The sequence below is a fragment of the Nitratireductor lacus genome (genome assembly GCF_056431025.1).
Genome location: NZ_JBWKMB010000020.1, coordinates 58015 through 78124, shown reverse-complemented (window position 1 = coordinate 78124; position 20110 = coordinate 58015). Strand labels below are relative to the sequence as shown.

Genomic DNA, 20110 nt, shown 5'->3' with positions numbered 1-20110 from the left:
TCGGGCCGGAGCACAGCTGGCTGAAGGATTCAGGCCGTGTGATCTACTCGCCCATTCTGGACGATGAGGCGATCGAGGCGTTCCAGATGACGACGCGTCTTGAGGGCATTATCCCGGCGCTGGAATCGGCCCATGCGATTGCCCATGCGATCAAGCTGGCACCGACCATGGGCAAGGATCAGATCATGATCGTCAATTTCTCCGGTCGCGGAGACAAGGACGTGCATACCGTTGGAAAGATGCTCGGCATGGAGATGTAAGCATGTTCGAAATCTATCGCTCCAAGCAAAACCTGCACCACTACGTGGCCATTCGCCAGGACGACGATAGGGAAAATCCGAAGGGGATAAGGGCAAGCCAGAACCTTGCTTTCCTGACCCATGTGGCCGATGACGGCGCGCCGCGCATCGCCTTCGATCCTGAAGAGGCGAAAAGCCGGATCGCGCGCGATGGCTTCTATGCCTTCGCCGTTACCATTGAAATCCGCGAACACGCTGAGGGATAAGCTGCTCGCATTGCATTGCCGCGTTCGTGATCGAGCGCTGAGGCCGCTGCAACCGCAAGGACTGCAAGACGGCGTGGGGGCGCCGCGCTGGACGTACGAGGACCCGGAACCATCATGACCACCCGCATCGACCGCCGCTTCGCGCGGCTGAAGGAAGAGAACCGCCCCGCGCTCGTGACCTATTTCATGGGCGGCGACCCGGACTATGAGACCGCCCTGTCGATCATGAAGGCGCTGCCTGCGGCGGGCAGCGACGTGATCGAGCTGGGCATGCCCTTCTCCGACCCCATGGCCGATGGCCCGGCCATTCAGGCCGCCGGCCTGCGCGCGCTCAAAGGCGGGCAGACGCTGGCGAAAACGCTCCAGATGGCGCGTGACTTCCGTAAGGATGACAACGACACGCCCATCGTGATGATGGGCTATTACAACCCGATCTACATCTATGGCGTGGACCGCTTCCTCTCCGATGCGAAGGAAGCGGGCATTGACGGGCTCATCATCGTCGACCTGCCGCCGGAGATGGATCAGGAGCTTTGCGTTCCGGCGATCAAAGCGGGGCTGAACTTCATTCGCCTTGCAACGCCGACGACGGACGAAGAACGCCTGCCGAAGGTGCTGGAGAACACGTCGGGCTTTGTCTATTACGTGTCGATGACGGGCGTGACGGGCTCGGCCCTGCCGGACACGAACAATGTTTCGGCTGCGGTTTCACGCATCAAGGAACACACGGACCTGCCGATCTGCGTGGGCTTCGGGGTGAAGACGGCGCGTCAGGCGCGGGCGATTGGCGAGGCGGCAGACGGCGTTGTCGTCGGCAGCGCCATCGTGGCGACCATCGCGCAGTGCTACGACGCCGATGGCAACAGGATCGAAGACCCCGCCGAGGCCGTGGCCACCCTGGTAAAGGGGCTGGCGGATGGGGTGCGCCAGGCGCGCCTTGCTGCTGCCCGATAATTGGCGCATCTTCGGAATGCGGAAAAACAGAAGGCATATGGAATGAACTGGATCACCAGCTATGTGAGGCCGAAGATCAACTCGATGCTCGGCCGCCGGGATATGCCGGAGAACCTCTGGATCAAGGATCCCGAGACCGGCGAGATGGTCTTTCACAAGGATCTGGAAGACAATCTCTGGGTCATTCCCTCTTCCGGTCATCACATGAAGATTTCCGCCCGCGAGCGGTTGAAAAGCTTCTTCGACGGTGGCGAATACGAGGCGCTGGAAAGCCCGAAGGTCGTCACCGACCCGCTGAAATTCCGCGACGAGCGCCGGTATACCGAGCGCCTGCGCGATGCGAAGGCCAAGACCAGTATGGAAGATGCCGTGCTGAGCGGCGTTGGCCGTGTTCAGGGGCTGGAGCTGCTTGCCACGGTTCAGGATTTCGCCTTCATGGGCGGCTCGCTCGGCATGGCCGCCGGCGAGGCCATCGTTCGCGCTTTCGAGACGGCGGTCGAGCGCAGGCTCCCGCTGGTGCTCTATGCGGCCTCGGGCGGCGCGCGCATGCAGGAAGGCATCCTCTCGCTGATGCAGCTGCCGCGCACCACGGTCGCGCTCGACCGGCTGAAGGAGGCGGGCCTGCCCTACATCGTCGTGCTCACCAACCCCACGACCGGTGGCGTGACGGCATCCTACGCCATGCTGGGCGATGTCCACATCGCCGAGCCCGGTGCGCTGATCGGCTTCGCCGGCCCCCGCGTGATCGAGCAGACCATCCGCGAGAAGCTGCCAGAGGGTTTCCAGCGCGCCGAATACCTGCGCGACCACGGCATGGTCGACATGGTCGTTTCGCGTCTGGAGATGAAGGAAACCATCGCGCGGCTGCTGAAAATCCTCCTGAAGGAAAAGGCTGACGCCGCGCCCGAAATGGTGGAAGACGGAGTGTCGGACGACGCCGAAACGGCGCCGGTGCCCGTCGAGGCTGCGGAAGCGCCAGCAGAACAGCCGAAGGCATGAGCGCTTAAAAGTTTGCCGGCTGAAAACCCCACCCTTCGGGCAGGATCCTGATGACCACTCTCTCCGCCGAGCGGGAAATCGAGCGTCTTCTGTCGCTCCATCCCAAGGGCTTCGACCTTTCGCTTGAGCGCATCACGCGCCTGCTCGAGCGGCTGGGCAATCCGCATCTGAACATGCCGCCGGTCATCCATGTGGCGGGCACGAACGGCAAGGGCTCGGCCACGGCTTTCGCGCGCGCCGTGCTGGAGGCGTCGGGCCGCATCGTCCACGTCCACACCTCGCCGCATCTGGTCAACTGGCACGAGCGCTACCGGCTGGGTGCGGAAGGCGGCGGAAAACTGGTTGAGGATGCCGTTCTGGCCGATGCCGTGGCGCGGGTGGCCGAGGCGAATGCAGGTGAAAAGATCACCGTCTTCGAGATATTGACGGCGGTGATGTTCGTGCTCTTCTCCGAGCATCCGGCGGATGCCGCGATTGTCGAGGTCGGGCTTGGCGGCCGTTTCGACGCCACCAATGTCATACCCCGTCCTGCCGCCAGCCTGATCATGCCGATTTCGCTCGACCACGAAGCCTATCTCGGCGACCGTGTGGAGCTGATTGCTGTCGAGAAGGCCGGCATCATCAAACGGGGTTGTCCTGTTGTCGTTGGCCAGCAGCCGTTCGATGCGGCGCGCGAGGTGCTTGTCGACACGGCGGAAAGACTGGCCTGCCCGCTCGCCGTCTATGGCGAGGATTTCCTGGCGTTCGAGGAAAACGGGCGCATGATCTATCAGGACAATGACGGCCTGTTCGACATGTCGCTGCCACAGCTTGCGGGCCGGCATCAGATCGCCAATGCGGCGGCGGCCATCGCCACCGTCAAGGCGGCGGGTTTTCCTGTCGGCCTGCGTTCGGCCGAGGCGGCGATGGAGCGCGTTGTCTGGCCCGGCCGTCTGCAGCGCCTGCCAAAGGGGGCGCTTTCCGAACTTGGGCCCGAAGGGGCGGAAATCTGGATCGATGGCGGCCACAATCCCGGCGCCGGCGAAGCAATCGCCGAAGCGCTGGCTTCGGAGGAAGACCGCTCGCCGCGCCCGCTTTTCCTGATCGCCGGCATGATCAACACCAAGGACCAGACCGGTTATTTCCGTGCCTTCGAGGGCATGGCCCGCCATGTCTACACGGTTCCGGTGGAAGCGAGCGATGCCGGTGTGCCCAATGCGGAGCTGGCGGCGCGCGCCATGGAAGCGGGGCTTTCGGCCGAGCCGGTTCATTCGGTCGCCAACGCGCTGAAGCTTCTGCGCGATACGCTGGATGCCGGCCGCGACGGCACCGAACCCCCGCCCCGCATCCTGATCTGCGGCTCGCTCTATCTGATCGGCGCGGTTCTTGCCGAAAACGGCACCCCGCCGCGCTGAAGAAGCCTCACGAACATCCATGCCGCCTTCGCCATGCCAGAAGGCGGTGAAGGACGGGTCGAGGCGCTCGCCCCACTGGCGCGCGGCTAACAATATCTGCACATCGTCGCTTTCGAATGCCAGTCTGGCAGTCGTTAGAGCCCATCCCCGTCGATGCGGCCGGCCAGCGTGACTGGCGCAGGCATCACCGGCACGCGGCCATTGATCGCGATCTTCATTTCGTGTCCGTCAGCAGGTTTCATTTGCCGCGCACTATGATACGAAATGAAATTGGAATAGGATTCCAAAAACGGAGGAGAAGCATTTTGAGCGTGACCCGGTGGGAGGATGACGCGTCGGTCTGGACCGGCCCGTCCTATGTGGATCAGAGAATCGCCTATCACCCCGATGTCGGTTCGGCCCCGGTCGCGGGGCGCATCATCACCTGTGTCGATGTGGTTGACTGGGATGGCGACGGCGGTCGCGATCTGCTTCTGTCCAGCTGGGACACATGCTATGAGGGCCGCGTCTTTCTTTATCCACAGATCGGCACGAAACCGGACGGCACGCCGCTGCTGGGCCGCGAACGGATTATCGAGGGTGTCCGTGGCTATGTCACCGCCGTGCGCGATGGCGACCGCTTCCACCTCCTCTCCGTGTCGCGGATGCGCCGGCAGATTTACCTGTTCCCCAACATTGGCACCGCTCGCGAACCGCGCTTCGGCGATCCGGTGGTGCTTGACCTTGAGGCAGACTGGGTCAAGGGCAACGAATATTTCCATATGGCCCGCTTCCACGACATCGACGGTGACGGCGTTCCCGAGCTCGTTGTCGGCACAGATTCATGGGACGATTACTGGCCGAACGGCCTGGAATGGAACGATATCGGTTATCGCGCCTATGATGCAGCGGGCCGGTGGCTTGGCGGACCGCTGCGCGGTTTCCTCTATGCTTTCAAGAACACGGGAACACTGAGCGCACCGGAGCTCGGCCGCGGAAGACCGGTTCTTGGGGGCGAAACCCCGCTGGAAGTCTATGGTCAATGCGCGCCGGCCTTCGGAGATTTTGCAGGCGGCGGGCGTGATGCCGTGGTTTGCGGTGAGTTCTGGAACATCCTGCACTTCGCACGCCAGACCGGGCCGTTCGCCTTCGAGCAGCCGAGGCTGGTTGCCGATGCCGCCGGCGCCCCGGTGCTTCTGGATCAGTGCATTCACCTGCCCTGCGCCGTCGACTGGGACGGCGACGGGCGGCTCGATATTCTGGTCGGTGCTGAGGACGGCTATGTGACATTCCTCCGCAACACGGGCACCGGTCCTGATGGGCAGCCGGCTTTTGAGAAGATCGGACGCGTGGAAGGCGTTGAACCTTCGATACATGCCGGCGTCCTGCCCTCGCCCGCCGCACAAGATTTTTCCGGTAATGGCCTGCCCGACCTCGTGGTCGGCAACAGTACGGGTGAGCTTCTGTTCTACGAGAACCTTGGCCCCCGGGAGGCACCGGGGCTTGCACGGGAAGTCATGATCGAGGCGGGCGGAAAACCCGTGCGCATAGCCGCCGGGCTGACGGGCTCCGTTCAGGGGCCATCGGAAAAAATGTTCGGCTATTCCTGTCCTGCGATCGCCGACTGGGATGGCGACGGCCTTCCCGACCTTCTCGTCAGCGACGTGAACGGTCACCATAATTTCTACCGTAATGACGGGGGAACGGTGCCGCCCCGTTTTGAAGCGCCGCGCCCGCTGACATGGCAGGGCAGGCCGCTGAAGACGGTCTGGCGGGTGCGTCCTGCCGTGATCGACTGGCTGGGCAGCGGCCAGCTCCATTATCTCGCACTGGACGAAGATGGGGTGTTGTCGGATTTCCGCCGTGCGTCAGACACCGAGCTTGCCGACAAGCGGCATCTTCGATGGGAAGACGGCTCGAAAATGCGTTTCACCCAGGATGTCGGTGGCGGTCGCGGACGGGTGAAACTCTGCGCGGTGGACTGGACCGGCGATGGCCGGATCGATCTCGTTATCGGTACGCATGCGCGCGCCTCCGTGCCGCCCGGCCCCACCGGCCAGCCGCGCAACACGACCGGCCAGGCCGGTATCTTCCTGCTCGAAAACATCGGCTCCAATACCGAACCGGTCTTCGCCTTCCCGAAAGCGTTCAGGTTTCGTGGCGAAACGATCCAGATGGCCATGCACGTCGCTTCGCCCGAAGCCGTCGACTGGGACGGCAGCGGCAAACCCGGCCTGCTGGTCGGCGTTGAAGACGGCAGCCTGGTGTGGCTGAGGCGGGAGGACCTCTCATGGTAGTCCCGGCCATGGCTGTCGATGGATCGACGAAGATCATGGGCGTTATCGGCGACCCCATCGCACAGGTGATGACACCGACGACGATCAACGCGATCTTCGCGGCCCGCAAAGTCAACATCGTGTGCGTACCGCTGCACATAAGCGCTCATGAGCTCGACACGGCCTGGAAGGGGCTCAAGGCAATTGGAAACCTGATCGGCTTCGGCATCACCCTGCCGCACAAGCAGGCGGCAATGACGCTTTGCGACAGTCTTGAACCACTCGCCGAGCGGGTCGGAGCGGTCAATCTCGTGCGGCGGGAGGCCGATGGTTCCTTCAGGGGTTATCAGTTCGACGGCAAGGGCTTCGTTCGCGGTCTGAAAGGGCAGGGCCACACGCCCTCTGGAAGCCGCTGCCTCATGGTCGGCGCCGGCGGGGCCGCGATAGCGATAGCCTTCGCGCTCGCCGAGGAAGGGGCCGCATCGCTGACCATCGCCAACCGCACCCGTGCCAAAGCCGAGGAGTTGGCAGAGGCCGTGAATCGAAAAATGGGCCGCTCCTTCGCACGAGCCGGGGAACCCCGGCCCGAGCCCGGCCAGATCGTCATCAACGCAACGTCGCTCGGTCTTTCAGCCAGCGATCCCCTGCCCTTCGATACAAGCCTTATCGACGGGACGATGCTGATTGCGGAGGTGATCGCCAAGCCTGAAGTGACGCCGTTGCTGGAAGCTGCCCGCGTGCGTGGTGCGCAAATCCATTCAGGCATTCACATGATCCACGGGCAGGTGGACCTCATTGCCGCCCACATGGCCGAGGCACAGGCGAAGGTCTGACGTCAGAGCGGTGTTCCGGCCTCTAGCCCGGCTGCGAAACCGGCGATCAGCGCGATCTGAGCCTCGAGCATGTCGCGGCCATCGCTTGTTGCCGCGCCACGCTGGCGGGCCAGCGTCAACAATTCCGTATCGCGCGCCAGCGCCGCGATATCGGCCACCAGCATTTCCGGCCCCAGATCATTGAGATCGACAGGGAAAGCCTCTGCGGATTTCAATCCGACCGGCGTTGCGTTGATCAGCACGTCGATGCCCGCCAGATCGCAGGAGCCCCGCTGCGCGACCGGTGCGGCCATCACGCGATTGACCATGTCGACGGTGAATTCAAGCGCGTCGCCATCGACATCGATCACCGCCAGCCGGCCTATCTGCTCGCCAGCCAGTGCGTGGGCGATGGCGCGCCCCGCGCCACCGGCGCCGACGAGCATTACCGACGCGCCGGCGAGACGGTCGCGATTAACGGCAAGTCCGCGCACGAAGCCCAGTCCGTCAAAAAGCGCGCCATACATGGAGCCGTCGCCCCGGCGCTGGATGGAGTTCACCGCGCCGACAGCGGCGGCGGCTGGGGTCAGCTCGTCGCACAGGCGTGCGGCCGCGATCTTGTGCGGTACTGTCACGCCAATGCCCGCGACATTGTCCATCGCCGCGAAAACGCGCCAGGCGGCCTCAAAGGTCTCCTGGGTCACATGGAACGGAACGGCATAGAGATCGATCCCCTTTGCCGCGAACATCGGATTGATGAGGGTGGGGGTCTGGACCTGAGCCACCGGGTCGCCGAACACCGCATAGATGCGCGAGGCGCCGCCCAGATTTGGAATACTCTCGCTCATGGTCTGGTCATCCTCAAGAAAAGATGCTCCGGCACCGCGCGAGAGCCGTGTCGAGGACAAGATCGGGGTCTTCTGCCCACCATCGATCCGAGAATATCTCTATCTCGACAGGGCCGGCATAGCCGGCAGCCTGCACCTGGCGCCACATTCCGGTCAGGTCGATGATACCATCCCCCATCATGCCGCGATCACGCAGGACATGCCGCGTCGGCACCAGCCAGTCGCTGACATGGAAGCCCAGTATCCTCCCGGCTGCGCCGGCGCGGGCGAGCTCTGCCTCCAGGCGTTCGTCCCACCATATGTGATAGGCGTCGGCCACGATGCCTATCCCCCCACCCAGCCGCTCGCAGAGAGCGTTGGCATGACTGAGGCTCAGGATCACCGCGCGGTCGCCAGCGACCATGGGATGCAGCGGCTCCAGCGCCAGCGTCATCCCGACCGTGCGCGCATGGTCGAGAAGCTCGCCGAGTGCTTCTTCAGTTTGTGCCCGCGCGCCGGAGAGATCGCGGCTGCCCTCCATGAGCCCACCGGAAAAAACCAGAACGTGGTCCGCTGCAAGTTCGGCGGCCATGTCCACCGCGTGCCGCGCGCGGTCGAGACATTCCGTTCGCCCGGCTGTTCCCGCACCCAGCAGTGGCCCCGCCCGGTTGAAGCCGAATGTGGAAATGCCGGTGCGGGCCAGCATCCGGCGGGCTTCTTTAAGGCCGACCTTGTCGATTTCATCGCCCCACAGGGAAGCGCGTGACAGACCACGAGCGGCGCATCCTTCAAGGAAGGGTTCAAGCCCCCACCTCTCGCGAACGGTCGCTTCATTGAAGACGAATTCAGGCAATTGCGACGCTTCAACCATGATTCTAGAATTTGTAGACGCCGAGTTTCTCGAATATCCGATAGATTCTTTCGGCATATTTCGAGAACTCGGGATACTCGCCCAGATGGGCCGGGCGCGGGCGCGGCAGGTCGATGACGATCTCCTCGACAATCGTGCCAGGGCTCTTCGACATCACCAGCACACGATCCGACAGGCCGACCGCCTCCTCGATGGAATGGGTGATGAACAGCACCGTCTTGCGCGTTTCAAGCCAGAGCATTTCCAGATCGTGCCGGATCTGCGTGCGTGTGATCGCGTCGAGCGCGCCAAACGGCTCGTCCATCAACAGCATGGAGGGATCGTGAACCAGAGCGCGTGCAATCGAAACGCGCTGGCGCATGCCGCCGGAGAGCTGCCACGGATAGCGGTTTTCCGCCCCCGAAAGACCGAGCCGCTCGAAGAGAGCGTCGGCACGTCCCCTGAGCGTGGCCTTGTCGAGCCCCCGGATCTCCTGCTGCAGCATGACATTGTTGATGGCGGTGCGAAAATCCAGGAGCAGGTGATCCTGAAAGACGATGCCGATCTCCGAAATCGGAGCGGTGAGCGGCTTCCCGTCAATCTCCACCGAGCCGGCGCTCGGCGGTTCCAGACCGGTCACCAGGAGCATGGTCGTGCTCTTGCCACACCCTGACGGGCCGATGATGGAAACGAACTCTCCCGGCTTGATATCCAGATCGATGGGCCCCAGCGCGTGGAATGCCGTGTCTCCACCGCCGAAGACCTTTGTCAGCCCGCGCGCATTGATCGAGGCGCCCGCAGCGCCTGCGCTGCCGGCCGGATGCGCCAGACCGGAAGGAGTTCGGGTTTTCATGTCTGCCATCGTCATGTCCGTTATTGTCGCCTTGTCCGGGTTCAGTGTCTGGACCACGGCATCAGCCATTGCCCGATGATGCTCATCGCGCCGTTGAAGATCAGCGCGACGATCGCCGCAGCCACAAGCCCGGAGAACATAAGTGTCATGTCCATGAACGCCGAGGCACGCACGATCATGAAGCCCAGCCCTTTGTTGGAGGCGATGAATTCGGCGATGATGACGCCCTCGACCGCCTTCACCACGCCGATCCTCATGCCAGAGAAAATATGCGGCATCGCGGCCGGCAGCCGGACCTTCCAGAAGGTCTGCCAAGGATTCGCTCCCATGGACCGCGAAATGTAGAAGAGCCTTCGATCAACCAGCCGGAAGCCCGACATGGAATCGACCAGAACGGGAAAGAAGCTCATCAGGAAAACGATCAGCGCGGCAACCAGCGGGCCTATGCCGAACCAGATAATCAGGATGGGTCCGATCACCGTCTTTGGCATGATGTTGAGAAACACGATAACGGGATAGAGCCCCCGCTCCAGGGCGCCGACCGAAACGATTGCCAGCGCCAGCGGGATGGCCACGAGCACGCCAAGGGCGAAGCCTTCCACGATTGTGAGAGAGGTCCAGAATGCGTGGCCGGCGATCAATGCCCTGTCCGTATAAAGCCGTGCCAGGAAATCCGACGGCTTGGGCGCAAGCCATATGGGCACTTCGAAGAAGCGAAGCGCGGCCTCCCACAATCCAAGCAGCAACAGCACCGCCACCGTCCCGATCAGGACGGAAGAAAAATACGAACCACCGAATGCAGCCATGAGGCGCGCACGCGTTCCCGTCTGTGCTGGTGCCATGGCAGAAGCTGTTTGCGACATGCCTACGAAACTTTCCGCGTGAGATTGGTGTCCGGGCGCCCTGTGCGCCCGGACAGGATCCTGCGACCAATCAGCCTCAGGGGCAGGTCACCGGCGAGCCCGGCAGATAGTCGAGCGTGTAGTAATCCGTCACGGGCTTGGTGCCGGGAAGGTTCATCGCCGACGTCATGACGCCGTACATCTTTTCCCAGGTTTCAGCGTCCGTCACGCCAATGGCGTCACCAGAGCCGCCGGGACAGACCGATGCAAAGCTGAACTTTGCCGACTGAAGGAGGTTTTCCTTAGAATGCGCCGTCTCCGGGAAAATCTCGAGCAGGGCATCGACTGCGGCTTCGGGGTCCTTCATCGCTTCCTGCCAGCCCAGAGCCGTCGCTTCGACAAAGCGCCTGTAGACATCCGGATTGGCCTGGAGCTTGTCCTCACGCGCCACCAGGGCGAGGCTCGCGATGGGAACGCCGTTGTTGTAGAAATACATATTGCCGGCCTCGATGCCCTGGGCAGCCAATGGCACGACGATGTTTTCCGGCGTCTGCGACACCGCATCGACCTGCTTGGATGTCAGAAGGCCTATGAAGGCGCTTTCCGCCGCCGAGACGATCTCCACCTGAGATTCTTCGATGCCGTTGGCACGCAGGAAAACCGGAATGAGCGGCAGCATGGCCGATCCCGGAGAGACCGCCAGCTTCTTGCCGATAAGATCCTTCGGTTCCCTGATACCGGAATCGGCCAGATACTGAATGCCGAACTGGCCGGATTTCCAGATGGTTGCGATGATCCTGATCGGCGCGCCCTGCGCAGCGACGTTGAGCGTTGCGCCGGTGTCGGCATAGCCGAGCTCCGTCTGCCCGGTCGCCACGAGCTGTGCGGCCACGGCCGATCCGCGCCCCTCGGTCAGGGTGACTTCGAGATCATGGTCCTTGTAGATGCCCCTGGCCTGGGCCACCGCGAATCCAAGATGCGCGGAATCGGCCGTCCAGTTCATTTGCATCTGGAGCTTGTCCTGCGCCAGCGCGGGAATGCTTCCTGCGAGCAATGCGAACATTGCCCCCGCCGCCACATGCCTCAATTTGAACTGCATTCCTTCCTCCCATTGTTTATCCTGATGCCTGTTCCTTGATCACGAACCGGTCAGCGCCGCCGCCAGGGCAGCAATGTCCTTTCCGCCAGTTCCATCCCCCAACTGAGCAAAACACCGATCATCGAGCCAACCACGAGCACGGCGAAGATCAGCGACGTGTCGGAATCGTCCATCCCCCTGAGGACCAGATACCCGAGCCCGTTCTGCGAATTCATCCACTCGACGACGATCACCACCGTGACCGCGATAACGACAGTGATCTTGAACCCGGAAAAGATGCTGGGCGCGGCGGACGGCAGTTCGAAGAGCCGGAATGTCTGCCACCACGACGCACCGACCGAGCGGCTGAGATAATACTGCCGGGGATCGATGGACTTGAACCCGGTGACGCTGTCGACCAGAATCGGAAAGAAGGTGATCAGCGCGGTAAGCATTATCTTCGGGAAATCCGCGAACCCGAACCAGACCAGCATGAGCGGTGCGAGCGTGATCTTGGGCAGGCCCTGAATGAACACGACGAGCGGATAGAGCACTTGCTCCGCGAGCCGGAATTTCGCAATCAGATAACCGAGTACGACACCGGGAATTGCGCCCGCGACGAAGCCGTAGATGATCAGCCGTGTCGTCACCAGCGCGTGATAGCCGAGCCTCTGATAATCCTCGACAAGGCGCGACAGGAATTGCGACGGTGCCGGCAACACGTAAACCGGCACATGCAGCGCCCGAACCAGCACCTCCCAGATGAGCAGCAGGCCGGCGAACCAGAGGATCGGCTCCAGAGAACGCTGCAATATCGAACTGCGCTGCATCATCTTGTATCTCAAACTTCCGCCGGCGCATGCGGGCGCGTTGCTGCTACGGCAGGTTTATAGCCGCGCTGGCGGCTTCGCAGAGACCAGATTTCGGCAACTTCGGCGGCGGCCCTCTTCAGGGCGGTCGCCAGCTCATCGTAGCGATCGGGCGTGATCCGCACGAGGGGGCCGGCAACGCTTATCGTGCCGGCGACGGGCGCTTCCGGCCCAACCCCGTTGAAGAAGGGCACCGCCACAGCGCCCGTTCCTGCCTCGGCCTCCTCGACGGAAGTCCCGTATCCGCGCTCGCGCGTTTCCACGAGCCGAGCACGGAACTCATCGACATTGGTCGCGCTGTTGGGGCCGAGAGGCCGCCGCGCGCCGAAGCCGCGGGCGCATACAATGCGCAACGCCTCGGATTCGGGAAGTGTGGAGAGCCAGGCTTTGCCGTTGGCCGTGGCGTGTAGAACGATCTCCTGCCCCATCTCGGGATCGTAGCGCAGCCCCGTGACGGCACCCTGCGCGCGGGCGACCCAGACGAGGTCCTCGCCCTCGACGATTGCCAGCCGGCAGTATTCACGTGTCTCGCGCGCCAGCTTGTCCAGAACGGACTGGACCACATCGGGCACCGCGCGGACATCGAGATTGCGAAAGGCGAGTGTGCTCATGCGAAGCGAAAGCGCATAGCGCTGGGTTCCGCTGTGCTGCAGCACCCACCCATGCGAGACGAGTGTCGTCAGCGTGCGGTGAACTGCACTTGCCGGCATGCCCAGCCGATTCGCGAGATCCGTCAATTCGATCGGTTCACGCTCGCCTGCAAGCGCCTCCAGTATCGTCAGACAGCGGTCTATAGCGGCAACGGTCAACCATTCCTCCCCAGTCTAGAGCAGCTTATACAACATTTGATTCCAAATTGGAATAGTATTCCAATTTTGATGAAGCCTGCAGACAAGACAGCACCTTTCCGGGATGTCCGGTCGAGCAGCTCGGTGCCGATCTGCCAGATAACCGCACCTGGTGGGAAGGTGGAAAGCAAGATGCCGGTCTGGGCCGGTCCATTCTGTCAACGCCACTGGTCTGGGGTTGAGGCTCGCAAGTCTGCTGGGACATGCGGCTTCTGAAAGTGGCTGTCAGCGAAGGCAATCTCGTCTCCGGCACCGGTCTCAAAATTCCCGAACCACCACCTTTGGGTGGAGCTAAAAGTCTCAACGCTAGAACCGCATCTTGCCTGCCCGCCAGTCGGCGAGCATTCCGCGCATTTCCTTGAGGAAGAGCTGGCTGGCGACCTTGCTTGCCGTCGCCCCCATGGAGATCGACTGGATATCGAGCGGCAGGTCAGGCTCCAGCGGCAGCGTCACCAGTCCGTCGAGACCGTGAAAGGCGGCGGTGAACTCGTCGACCACCGCAGAACGCTGCATTGCCAGCACGAGATGGGGTACGGAAACCAGCGTGTTTCCCGTTACTGTATTGTCGAAAGGCAACCCGCGCTCCAGAAGCGCCTCGTTCAGCACACGCCCAATGGGGCCGCGCGGGGTTAGCCCCAGCATCGGCACGGAACTCAGATCTTCCAGCCTGACACGGTCCAGCCGCGTCAGCGGGCCATTCTTCGGACTAAGCACAACCAGACGGCCACGCCCCAAAGGCTCTGCCAGTATGTCGTCAGCCTGAAACCTGCCGATGACGAGCCCGACATCGACCATGCCCGCACGTATTGCCTGAACCTGCTGCTGTGCGGTGCCCACATCCACGGCAACGCGCAGGCCCGGCATCGCATCCAGCACCCTGCGGAGTGCGGTGGGCACGAAATAGGGCGCGAAAAGCCCGACCGACATCACCAGAAGACGTGTGCCGACGCCCTTTCGCAGCGAGTCGATGCGTCGCTCCAGCCGGCTGATCCCGTCATAGAGAAAACGGCTCTCATTATAGATGGCGTCCGCCTCGACAGTCGGGATCACACGCCCCTTGTCGAGCACGAAAAGCGTCAGGCCGATGGCCGCTTCGAGGTCACGCAGATGGCGGCTGACCGTGGGTTGCGACAGGTTCATCTGCCGCGCCGCCGCCGTGATCGACTGCCGCTCGTAGACCGCGCAGAAAACCTGCAAACGCTGCAAAGTCAGTGGTTTCACGGCCGCGCTGCCTCCCGGTCTTTTCGACATCCCATAGAGATATACTATGGAATAGTGAAAACTTTTCTATTTTCTAACGCAAGCGCTTTCGCCAGATTTGTGTGAGCCATCGGGGAGGGGAACCCAAGAGCCATGCAGGCGCCGCTTATCATCGCATTCACCGTTTTCGGCCTCATGGCCGGCGCCGCCATTGCCTATGTCATTGGCGCTTCCGCGATCCTGACCTTCATTGCGGCAGACCGTCAGATGTATATGGCGGTGCTGCCCCAGCGGCTTTTCAGCCAGCTCGATGTGTTCGCCTTTCTGGCCATGCCGCTGTTCATCTTCGCCGGCGACCTGATGAACCGTGGCGGTCTGGCGACCTCACTGATCGATTTCTGCATGTCCTTCCTCGGACGCCTCAAGGGCGGCCTGGGCCATGTCAACGTGATGACCTCGGTGTTCTTTGCCGGCGTATCGGGATCGGCTGTCTCCGACGCCGCCGCACTCGGCAACTCGCTGGTGCCCGAAATGCGTCGACGCGGTTATTCGCTCGACTATGCAGCTGCGATCACGGGCGCATCGTCGATCATCGGCCCGATCATCCCGCCCTCGTCCATCCTGATTTTTTATGGCGCGCTGATGGAGACGAACGTCACCGCGCTCTTCGCCGCAGGCATTCTGCCCGGACTGCTTCTGGCCGGCGTTCTGATGGCGATCAACGCCTATTACGCCCACCGCGACAACCATCCCGGCGGGGCGGGCGAGGACGTGCCTGCGTTCTTCCCCTCGCTTCTGAGGGCCCTGCCCGCCATGACCCTGCCGGTGATCATTCTCGGCGGCACGCTGTTCGGTTTCATGACGCCTGCTGAAGCGGCAGCGGTGGCCGTGATTGCGGCTCTGGTGGTCGGCTTTACCCATGGCAATCTCACCTGGAGCCAGGTGGGCGCGAGCCTCCACCGCACGGCGGTGATGCTCGGCGGGCTGTTCATCATCCTGTGCGCGATCTCGACCTTTTCCTACATCGCCGCGCTTATGCAATGGCCGCAGGCCATCAAGGCGACGGTGGAAGACTGGAACCTCAGCCCGCTGCAATATCTGATGCTGATCAACCTGATCTTTCTGGTGGCCGGCATGGCGATGGATGTGAAGGCAGCCGTGGCGCTGTTCGCCCCCATCTTCGCGCCTGTGGCAATCGCCATGGGCGTCGACCCCGTGCATCTGGGCATCGTGATCTGTTTCAACATCACCACCGGCCTTCTTTCGCCGCCGCTGGGAGGGGTTCTGCTGATCCTCGCCACCACGGTGCGCATGAACTACTGGCGGCTCATACGCGCCACCCTGCCCTTCTTCTTTGCCGAAGTCGCGCTGCTGCTGGTGCTGACTTACTTCCCGGAGATTTCTCTGGCCATTCCACGCCTGTTGGGGCTCGCCTGACGGAAACCGAAACCAAACGGAGGAGAAAAAAATGAAATTCCTACCCAAAGCCCTCGCCATCTCGGCGCTTGCGCTCATGACCGCTGCCGCACAGGCGGCTGACATCAAGATCGCCATGAACGGCGCCGACGATACGGCGACCAACCCGGAAGCAGCCTTCGCCCACGGCTTTGCCGATGCGCTCAAGGGAACCGGATTCGAGGTTTCCATCTTCCCGTCGGGCACGCTGGGCTCGGAAAAGGAGCGCTTCGACCAGGTTGCCCAGGGCCTTCTGGAGGTCAATCTCGCCGCCCTTTCCACCGGCTTCGGCATGTCGCCGCTGATGAAGGGCGTCCAGCTCCCGTTCTTCTTCGAGAGCCGTGAACAGATCGACGCCGTGCTTTCTGAAACGGACATGCTTGAGCAGATGAACGGTCCGCTTCTCGACAATGGCGTGCGTTTCGTGGACGTCAATTACATCGGCATGGATATCGGCATTCACAATTCCAGGAAGCCGATCGCCACGGTCGAGGACATGTCCGACCTGCGCTTCCGTGCGCTCAACAGCGAGCAGATCGCCCTGCAGGAAGCACTGGGCGCGACCGGCACGATCGTCTCCTGGTCGGAAGTGGCAAACGCGATCCAGACCGGCGTCGCCGATGGCTATTTCAACCCGCCGAACTCGGCGATCCGCACCGGCCACACCGAGTTTCTGAAGCACTTCACACCCGCTGACATCACACCGTCCTCGCGCATCGTCCTGATCTCGGAAGACTGGTACGCCTCTCTGGGCGATGAGGAAAAAGACCAGATCGACGCCGCCCTCGAAGCCGGCAAAAAAGCGAACCGGGACTGGGTCAACAACTGGGCCAGCGAAGTGCGCACGAAGCATGAAGCCGCAGGCGTGACCATCACCGAGCTGGCCGAAGGCGAACGCGAAAAGATGGCCGAGCTGGCGCGCGCCACCTGGGCAACGTCTCTGCCCGACGACCAGCTGAGCCTCTGGATTAAAGCCCGCGACTCCGTCGCAGACTAAGCAATGGCCGCCCCCATGAAACACATCGCCAGATCCGTCATCCACATCAGCAACGGGCTCAATCGTCTGGCCTCCGTGATGGCCGGCGTGGCGCTGGTAATCCTCGTGGGGGCCGTCATGCTGCAGGTGCTCGCGCGCTATGTTTTCAACCAGCCGCCGGCCTATACCGAGGAGCTGGCCCGATACGCCATGATCTGGGCCGGCCTGATGGGGGCCACGATATCGTTCAAGCGCCGGTTCGATCCGGCGCTCTTCACCGGCGAGGGTTCACGCAATGCCCTTCTCGGGTTCGCCGCCGCGCTGATGCGGTCGGCCGTGGTTCTGATCTACCTTCTGCCGATCCTCTGGTACGTTTTCTACGGTCCCAACATGAACCCGGCGCGCGGTTTCCTGCTGCGCCACAGCCGCACCATGGCCGACGCGCTGCCCTTCAGTACCTTCTGGGTCGCCGTGGCCGTGCCGATCATGATCGTCTTCATTCTCGTTCATCTCGCCGCCCGCTGGTGCGGCGATGACGGCGTGCCGCCTGCGGACAGCGACGCCACCTGACCCTCGACGCAACAATACAGGAGCCTCCCATGCACGCTGATCTCATCATCCGCGGCGCAGACATCATCGACGGTACAGGAGCCCCCCGTCGCAAGGGTGATGTGGCCGTCTCCGACGACCGCATTGTCGCCACCGGCGACCTGAAGCACTGGACGTCCGGACGCGAGATCGAAGCAAAAGGCCGCGTCGTCGCGCCCGGCTTCATCGATCCCCATGTGCACCATGATGCTGCGATGCTCACCCAGCCCGACATGGAATTCATGACGTCGCAGGGCGTCACCTCCGTGATCAACGGCAATTGCGGTTTCTCCATCGCGCCGCTCGTGCCGAAAGGCGAGATCCCCGCCCCTTTGCGCATGATCATTGAAGATGAAGCGCTGCGGTTTGAAACCTACGCCGCCTATCGCGACCGGCTTCTGGTGGAACCGGCAGCGGTGAACGCAGCCTGCCTGATCGGGCATTCCACCCTGCGCGTAAACGAACTGCCTGACCTGAACAGACCCGCCGACGCAGCGCAGCTGAAAGAAATGTGCCGCAAGCTCGACCGCGCGCTGGGCGAAGGCGCAATCGGCCTTTCCACCGGACCATTCTACCCGCCCGCTCGCGCCTCCACCACCGAGGAGCTGATCGAGGTCGCGAAGATCACCCAGGCGCATGGCAAGCTCTATGTCACCCATATGCGTGACGAGGGCGACCGCGTGGTGCAGGGGCTTGAAGAGACCTTCACCGTGGGGCGTGAATCCTGCTGCGGTGTGCATGTCTCCCATCACAAATGCGCAGGGCTTGCCAACCACGGCATGTCGGTCACCACGCTGAAGATGATCGACGATGCGATGCAGAAGCAGGATGTGGGTCTCGACACCACACCGTGGATTGCGTCGTCGACCATCCTCGATTCCGGCAGGCACAGGCAGGCGACCCGCGTGATCGTTGCTGAAAGCATTCCCTACCCGCAAATGGCGGGCCGTGATCTGTCCGACATCGCCGAGGAATGGGGCACCGACATCGACACTGCGCTCCAGAAGCTTCTGCCTGCGACCGGCATTTTCTTCATCATGAGCGAAGACGATGTTCAGCGCATCCTGTCCTACGAACACACGATCATCTGTTCGGACGGCATCCCGAGCGGCAAGCATCCCCACCCGCGCGTCTGGGGCACATTCCCGCGCGTGCTTGGTCACTATGCCCGCGACCTGTCGCTGTTCTCGCTGGAAGAAGCCGTGCGCCGCATGACCTCCATGCCAGCAGACCGCTTCGGGCTTGGCGGCCGCGGGCGCATCGCCGTCGGCGGTTTTGCGGACCTCGTCATCTTCGATCCCGACACAATCGCCGAAGGCGCAACCTTCGAGACGCCGATCCGCCCGGCCGTGGGCATCGACCGGGTCTTCGTCAACGGGCGTGAGGTCTGGGTCGATGGCGAAAAGACTGGCGCACGCCCCGGTCGCCCGCTCGAACAAACCGCCCCGTGCATGGTGGTCTGACGACAACCGTAACAAGCGCCACGGCACCGGAACGGCAACTTGCCTCAGTGTCGGATTCCCGGGGAAGGAGTTCAGAGATTTGTGGAAGTGTTTTGGCAGAAGCTGCTGGCCGTAAAGACAGCATAGCAGCATTGGCCGGTTGCTGATTGAAGGCAGCCATACCCTGCTCTTCTTCGTCGCAATCAGGTTCGCGAGGCTACGCGCAGGCTCTCTCGCAAAACCAGCTTCGGCTCGAACGTGGTTAGGCCGGCCTCCTCGCGGTCGACCGCAGCCTGCATCGCGCGTTCTATGATGTGCTCAATGTCGGTGCGGATCGTGGTCAGCGGCGGAACCGCAAACTGCACCTCGTTCATGTCATCGCAACCGATTACCGAGACGTCTTCACCCGGACGCCGGCCCATCTTGTGGCAGGCAGAGATGACCCCGAGCGCGATCAGATCGCTGAAGCAGAGCAGGGCGATGTCGTCGGCCCCGTCCTCCGACAGAATGCGGGTTGCTGCCTCGAAGCCGAAAGCGCGCGAGGTGGGGCCATGAAGGATGCGTACGGGTTCGAGCCCAGCGCGACGAAACGCGGACACTGCGCCTGCCTCGCGCAGTCGGGAAGCGCTCGTTTCCTGTCCGCCACCGATCCAGTACATACGCCGATGCCCCGCATCCATCGCCGCACGGGCCGACAATTGCCCGGCATGAAACTCGTCGCTCACCACCTGGGGGGCGGCAAAGCCCTCGATTGAACGGAAGAAAAGCACCGTTGGCAGGAGCGGCTGGCCGTTTCTCACAAGAATCTCGTCCAGATCGGAGCGCGTGGTCCCATAGGCGGGGCAGAGAAGCAGAGCCTCACAGCCGATCTGCAATGCCTGGCGCAAAAAATCGGCCTGCCGCTCGCGCGATTCACGCGTGATGCCCAAAAGAAGCCTTCTGCCGCGGCGATGAATCTCACGTTCCGCGGAAATCAGCATGTCGTTGAAAATCGGGTTCGAAAGCTCTCCGAGACAGACAGCGATCGTATTGTTGCGCGACATGCGCAAATCGGCTGCGCCCTGATTGTATATATAACCAAGGCTGTCTGCTGCCGCCCGCACCCGGTCGAGCGTCTCCTTGGGAAAGCGCTTGTCGCCTCGCAGCGCAAGCGAGACGCTTGAGACGGAGAGCCCCGTCGCCGTCGCGATGTCTTTTAGCGTTACGCGTGCCATCATCCGAGTGTCTTTGTTGTTTGTTCCCCTGCCTGTCAGCTTGTTGCCCGATCCGGGGCGCACGTCAATCGTTTATCCAGCTAGGTCAATCGTTTTAATAAAACGATTGACCTAGCTTCAATCCCTATGTCATGCTTCCGTTTGAAGGA

At 62.4% G+C, this 20110-nt stretch carries 19 protein-coding genes and 1 pseudogene; 11 read left to right on the top strand and 9 right to left on the bottom strand.

Features of this window, described 5'->3' with window-relative positions; translation table 11 throughout:
• The 7 genes and pseudogenes from AC07E3_RS16920 to AC07E3_RS16890 all read left to right on the top strand — a co-directional run.
• A pseudogene (locus AC07E3_RS16920) lies at window positions 1-260 on the top strand (tryptophan synthase subunit beta); the annotation flags it as partial.
• 2 nt (window positions 261-262) lie between these two features.
• The gene (locus tag AC07E3_RS16915; protein ID WP_336070751.1) at window positions 263-505 is read left to right on the top strand and encodes a hypothetical protein; all 243 of its coding nucleotides are present in this window, start codon (window positions 263-265) and stop codon (window positions 503-505) included.
• Between the two features lie 114 nt (window positions 506-619).
• Entirely contained in the window at window positions 620-1459 is an 840-nt protein-coding gene (gene trpA, locus AC07E3_RS16910) for a tryptophan synthase subunit alpha (RefSeq protein ID WP_478363508.1), read from the top strand.
• Between the two features lie 42 nt (window positions 1460-1501).
• Window positions 1502-2458: an acetyl-CoA carboxylase, carboxyltransferase subunit beta gene (gene accD / locus AC07E3_RS16905; RefSeq protein WP_478363506.1), complete on the top strand. Its 957-nt coding sequence runs from the start codon at window positions 1502-1504 to the stop codon at window positions 2456-2458.
• 50 nt (window positions 2459-2508) lie between these two features.
• The gene (locus tag AC07E3_RS16900) at window positions 2509-3852 is read left to right on the top strand and encodes a bifunctional folylpolyglutamate synthase/dihydrofolate synthase (RefSeq protein WP_478363504.1); all 1344 of its coding nucleotides are present in this window, start codon (window positions 2509-2511) and stop codon (window positions 3850-3852) included.
• Between the two features lie 311 nt (window positions 3853-4163).
• Window positions 4164-6128 carry an FG-GAP repeat domain-containing protein gene (locus AC07E3_RS16895; RefSeq protein ID WP_478363514.1) on the top strand — a complete coding sequence of 655 codons (1965 nt, stop codon included), beginning with the start codon at window positions 4164-4166 and terminating at the stop codon, window positions 6126-6128.
• Window positions 6122-6940, top strand: a complete 819-nt coding sequence (locus tag AC07E3_RS16890) for a shikimate dehydrogenase family protein (protein ID WP_478363502.1) — start codon at window positions 6122-6124, stop codon at window positions 6938-6940. Before AC07E3_RS16895 ends, AC07E3_RS16890 begins: the two co-directional genes overlap by 7 nt.
• A 2-nt stretch (window positions 6941-6942) precedes the next feature.
• Here the strand turns inward: AC07E3_RS16890 and AC07E3_RS16885 are convergent, their stop codons facing one another.
• From AC07E3_RS16885 to AC07E3_RS16850, 8 genes are all read right to left on the bottom strand, one after another.
• On the bottom strand, window positions 6943-7767 hold the full coding sequence (locus AC07E3_RS16885; RefSeq protein ID WP_478363500.1) for a shikimate dehydrogenase family protein: 825 nt from the start codon (window positions 7765-7767) through the stop codon (window positions 6943-6945).
• Window positions 7768-7780: 13 nt separating this feature from the next.
• Window positions 7781-8617, bottom strand: a complete 837-nt coding sequence (locus AC07E3_RS16880; RefSeq protein WP_478363498.1) for a sugar phosphate isomerase/epimerase family protein — start codon at window positions 8615-8617, stop codon at window positions 7781-7783.
• 4 nt (window positions 8618-8621) lie between these two features.
• The gene (locus tag AC07E3_RS16875; RefSeq protein ID WP_336070738.1) at window positions 8622-9518 is read right to left on the bottom strand and encodes an ABC transporter ATP-binding protein; all 897 of its coding nucleotides are present in this window, start codon (window positions 9516-9518) and stop codon (window positions 8622-8624) included.
• Complete coding sequence (locus tag AC07E3_RS16870) at window positions 9491-10312, bottom strand: ABC transporter permease (RefSeq protein ID WP_336070737.1); 822 nt, start codon at window positions 10310-10312, stop codon at window positions 9491-9493. Before AC07E3_RS16870 ends, AC07E3_RS16875 begins: the two co-directional genes overlap by 28 nt.
• Window positions 10313-10388: 76 nt before the next feature.
• Window positions 10389-11390 (bottom strand): ABC transporter substrate-binding protein, encoded by a 1002-nt coding sequence (locus tag AC07E3_RS16865; RefSeq protein WP_478363495.1) that lies wholly within the window; start codon window positions 11388-11390, stop codon window positions 10389-10391.
• Window positions 11391-11440: 50 nt separating this feature from the next.
• A complete protein-coding gene (locus AC07E3_RS16860) occupies window positions 11441-12202 on the bottom strand; it encodes an ABC transporter permease (protein ID WP_223005718.1) in 762 nt (253 codons plus the stop codon).
• Between the two features lie 8 nt (window positions 12203-12210).
• The gene (locus AC07E3_RS16855) at window positions 12211-13047 is read right to left on the bottom strand and encodes an IclR family transcriptional regulator (RefSeq protein WP_478363492.1); all 837 of its coding nucleotides are present in this window, start codon (window positions 13045-13047) and stop codon (window positions 12211-12213) included.
• A 345-nt stretch (window positions 13048-13392) separates the two neighbouring features.
• Complete coding sequence (locus AC07E3_RS16850; protein ID WP_478363490.1) at window positions 13393-14307, bottom strand: LysR family transcriptional regulator; 915 nt, start codon at window positions 14305-14307, stop codon at window positions 13393-13395.
• Window positions 14308-14439: 132 nt separating this feature from the next.
• Between AC07E3_RS16850 and AC07E3_RS16845 the strand changes: the two genes are divergently transcribed.
• From AC07E3_RS16845 to AC07E3_RS16830, 4 genes are read left to right on the top strand one after another with little or no spacing between them, the layout of a single operon-like run.
• Complete coding sequence (locus AC07E3_RS16845) at window positions 14440-15723, top strand: TRAP transporter large permease (protein ID WP_478363488.1); 1284 nt, start codon at window positions 14440-14442, stop codon at window positions 15721-15723.
• A 31-nt stretch (window positions 15724-15754) separates the two neighbouring features.
• Entirely contained in the window at window positions 15755-16738 is a 984-nt protein-coding gene (locus AC07E3_RS16840; RefSeq protein ID WP_478363486.1) for a TRAP transporter substrate-binding protein, read from the top strand.
• 3 nt (window positions 16739-16741) lie between these two features.
• Entirely contained in the window at window positions 16742-17287 is a 546-nt protein-coding gene (locus tag AC07E3_RS16835) for a TRAP transporter small permease (RefSeq protein WP_336070725.1), read from the top strand.
• A gap of 29 nt (window positions 17288-17316) precedes the next feature.
• Window positions 17317-18768: an N-acyl-D-amino-acid deacylase family protein gene (locus tag AC07E3_RS16830; RefSeq protein ID WP_478363483.1), complete on the top strand. Its 1452-nt coding sequence runs from the start codon at window positions 17317-17319 to the stop codon at window positions 18766-18768.
• Between the two features lie 182 nt (window positions 18769-18950).
• On the opposite strand, the gene AC07E3_RS16825 is transcribed toward AC07E3_RS16830, so the two are convergent.
• Window positions 18951-19964, bottom strand: a complete 1014-nt coding sequence (locus AC07E3_RS16825; RefSeq protein WP_478363481.1) for a LacI family DNA-binding transcriptional regulator — start codon at window positions 19962-19964, stop codon at window positions 18951-18953.
• Window positions 19965-20110 lie beyond the last annotated feature (146 nt).

Coding starts and splice junctions, on each gene's coding strand:
- AC07E3_RS16840 (WP_478363486.1), top strand. CDS start 15,755: ATGAAATTCCTACCCAAAGCCCTCGCCATCTCGGCGCTTGCGCTCATG.
- AC07E3_RS16825 (WP_478363481.1), bottom strand. CDS start 19,964: ATGATGGCACGCGTAACGCTAAAAGACATCGCGACGGCGACGGGGCTC.
- AC07E3_RS16885 (WP_478363500.1), bottom strand. CDS start 7,767: ATGAGCGAGAGTATTCCAAATCTGGGCGGCGCCTCGCGCATCTATGCG.
- AC07E3_RS16860 (WP_223005718.1), bottom strand. CDS start 12,202: ATGATGCAGCGCAGTTCGATATTGCAGCGTTCTCTGGAGCCGATCCTC.
- AC07E3_RS16890 (WP_478363502.1), top strand. CDS start 6,122: ATGGTAGTCCCGGCCATGGCTGTCGATGGATCGACGAAGATCATGGGC.
- AC07E3_RS16875 (WP_336070738.1), bottom strand. CDS start 9,518: ATGGCTGATGCCGTGGTCCAGACACTGAACCCGGACAAGGCGACAATA.
- AC07E3_RS16900 (WP_478363504.1), top strand. CDS start 2,509: ATGACCACTCTCTCCGCCGAGCGGGAAATCGAGCGTCTTCTGTCGCTC.
- AC07E3_RS16865 (WP_478363495.1), bottom strand. CDS start 11,390: ATGCAGTTCAAATTGAGGCATGTGGCGGCGGGGGCAATGTTCGCATTG.
- trpA (WP_478363508.1), top strand. CDS start 620: ATGACCACCCGCATCGACCGCCGCTTCGCGCGGCTGAAGGAAGAGAAC.
- accD (WP_478363506.1), top strand. CDS start 1,502: ATGAACTGGATCACCAGCTATGTGAGGCCGAAGATCAACTCGATGCTC.
- AC07E3_RS16835 (WP_336070725.1), top strand. CDS start 16,742: ATGGCCGCCCCCATGAAACACATCGCCAGATCCGTCATCCACATCAGC.
- AC07E3_RS16830 (WP_478363483.1), top strand. CDS start 17,317: ATGCACGCTGATCTCATCATCCGCGGCGCAGACATCATCGACGGTACA.
- AC07E3_RS16880 (WP_478363498.1), bottom strand. CDS start 8,617: ATGGTTGAAGCGTCGCAATTGCCTGAATTCGTCTTCAATGAAGCGACC.
- AC07E3_RS16870 (WP_336070737.1), bottom strand. CDS start 10,312: ATGTCGCAAACAGCTTCTGCCATGGCACCAGCACAGACGGGAACGCGT.
- AC07E3_RS16845 (WP_478363488.1), top strand. CDS start 14,440: ATGCAGGCGCCGCTTATCATCGCATTCACCGTTTTCGGCCTCATGGCC.
- AC07E3_RS16915 (WP_336070751.1), top strand. CDS start 263: ATGTTCGAAATCTATCGCTCCAAGCAAAACCTGCACCACTACGTGGCC.